Annotated in this window: 1 rRNA gene (cut by a window edge); it reads right to left on the reverse strand. The window is 47.6% G+C overall.

Annotation, left to right across the window (positions count from 1 at the left end):
- Positions 1 to 290: 290 nt before the first annotated feature.
- A 23S ribosomal RNA gene (locus HMPREF1321_RS00265) occupies positions 291 to 2500 on the reverse strand; it runs 633 nt beyond the window's last position.

Below are 2500 nucleotides of genomic sequence, written 5' to 3' on the forward strand. Positions count from 1 at the left end.
TGTAGTACCATCTGCGCTAAAAGGTTTAACTGCTCTGTTCGGAATGGTAAGAGGTGAGACCTTTGACTATAACCACCTTAAATCTTTTAGGTGTCAGGGGTCAGGGGTTAGGTTTCAGGGGAATCCCTGATGCCTATAACCTAGTGCCTGTAACCTTATTTTTTTAACATATAGGGATAAAAAACATATCTTAACTAACTTCTTAAGAGATTAATAATTGATAAAACATAAGTAGTATTACACTTTCTTACTTCTTATCTCTTAACTCTTATCTATAAAAAAGAATACTGCGCGAAAAGTCTACGGGTGATTAGTATTACTCGGCTATGATGTTACCACCGTTACACCTGTAACCTATCAACGTGGTCATCTCCCACGACCCTTAAAAGAAATCTCATCTTGTGGCGGGTTTCGTACTTATATGCCTTCAGCACTTATCCCATCCGCACTTAGCTACTCTGCTATGCCCTTGGCAAGACAACAGATACACCAGCGGTGCGTCCAACTCGGTCCTCTCGTACTAGAGTCAGATCCACGCAAATTTCTAACGCCCACAGTAGATAGAGACCGAACTGTCTCACGACGTTCTGAACCCAGCTCGCGTGCCACTTTAATGGGCGAACAGCCCAACCCTTGGGACCTTCTCCAGCCCCAGGATGTGACGAGCCGACATCGAGGTGCCAAACCCCCCCGTCGATGTGAGCTCTTGGGGGAGATCAGCCTGTTATCCCCGGCGTACCTTTTATCCTTTGAGCGATGGCCCTTCCATACGGAACCACCGGATCACTATGCTCTACTTTCGTACCTGATCGACTTGTTGGTCTCTCAGTCAAGCTCCCTTATGCCATTGCACTCTTCGCACGGTTACCAAGCGTGCTGAGGGAACCTTTAGAAGCCTCCGTTACTCTTTTGGAGGCGACCACCCCAGTCAAACTACCCTCCACGAATTGTCCCCTGCATCGCAGGGTTAGACCTCAGATAAGCAAAGGGTGGTATTTCAACAACGACTCCACAACTACCGGAATAGCCGCTTCCAAGTCTCCCACCTATCCTACGCATCACTTATCCAAGACCAATACGAAGATATAGTAAAGGTGCACAGGGTCTTTTCGTCCCACTGCGGGTAATCGGCATCTTCACCGATACTACAATTTCACCGAGCTCATGGCCGAGACAGTGTCCAAATCGTTACACCATTCGTGCAGGTCGGAACTTACCCGACAAGGAATTTCGCTACCTTAGGACCGTTATAGTTACGGCCGCCGTTTACTGGGGCTTCAATTCAAACCTTCGCTTACGCTAAGCTCTCCTCTTAACCTTCCAGCACCGGGCAGGTGTCAGACCCTATACCTCATCTTTCGATTTTGCAGAGTCCTGTGTTTTTGATAAACAGTCGCTTGGACCTTTTCACTGCGGCCTATCGCTAGATAGGCGACCTTTCTCCCGAAGTTACAGGTCTATTTTGCCTAGTTCCTTAGCCATGAATCTCTCGAGCGCCTTAGAATTCTCTTCCCAATCACCTGTGTCGGTTTACGGTACGGGCATTAATCTTCGCTTTTCTTGGAAACGTTGTCACCACTCTATCACCTCGGCCGAAGCCTCAGTGTACTATCAAAGCTATAACTGCTCCTTTAACGTACTATTCCGTCAGTACGCGGTAGTTATCTCGTTCCGTCACTTTTATTAGATTAATGGTACAGGAATATTAACCTGTTGTACATCCACTTCCCCTGCTCGGGTGCGCGTTAGTCCCCGACTAACCCTCAGCTGATTAGCATAGCTGAGGAAACCTTGATCTTTCGGCGGGCAGGTTTCTCGCCTGCCTTATCGTTACTTATGCCTACATTTTCTTTTCTATCAGCTCCACTATGGCTCACGCCTTTAGCTTCAACGCCTATAGAATGCTCCCCTACCGGTAGGTACTTCTGTACTACCCCATAGCTTCGGTAATATGCTTATGCCCGTTTATTATCCATGCCCAACCGCTCGACTAGTGAGCTGTTACGCACTCTTTAAATGTATGGCTGCTTCCAAGCCAACATCCTAGCTGTCAGTGCAGTCAGACCGCGTTTGGTCAACTTAGCATATATTTGGGGACCTTAGCTGATGGTCCGGGTTCTTTCCCTTTAGGATATGGACCTTAGCACCCATACCCTCACTGCTGATGAGCATTTAATAGCATTCGGAGTTTGTCAGGAATTGGTAGGCGATGAAACCCCCGCATCCAATCAGTAGCTCTACCTCTATTAAACTCACTTCAACGCTGCACCTAAATGCATTTCGGGGAGTACGAGCTATTTCCCAGTTTGATTGGCCTTTCACCCCTACCCTCAGGTCATCCGAAGTCTTTTCAACGACAACCAGTTCGGTCCTCCACGCTGTGTTACCAGCGCTTCAACCTGCCCAAGGGTAGATCACCAGGTTTCGCGTCTACTACTACCAACTATTAATCGCCCTATTCAGACTCGCTTTCGCTACGGATTCGTATCTGAAATACTTA

The sequence above is a fragment of the Capnocytophaga sp. oral taxon 412 str. F0487 genome (genome assembly GCF_000271925.1).
Classification (GTDB): domain Bacteria; phylum Bacteroidota; class Bacteroidia; order Flavobacteriales; family Flavobacteriaceae; genus Capnocytophaga; species Capnocytophaga ochracea.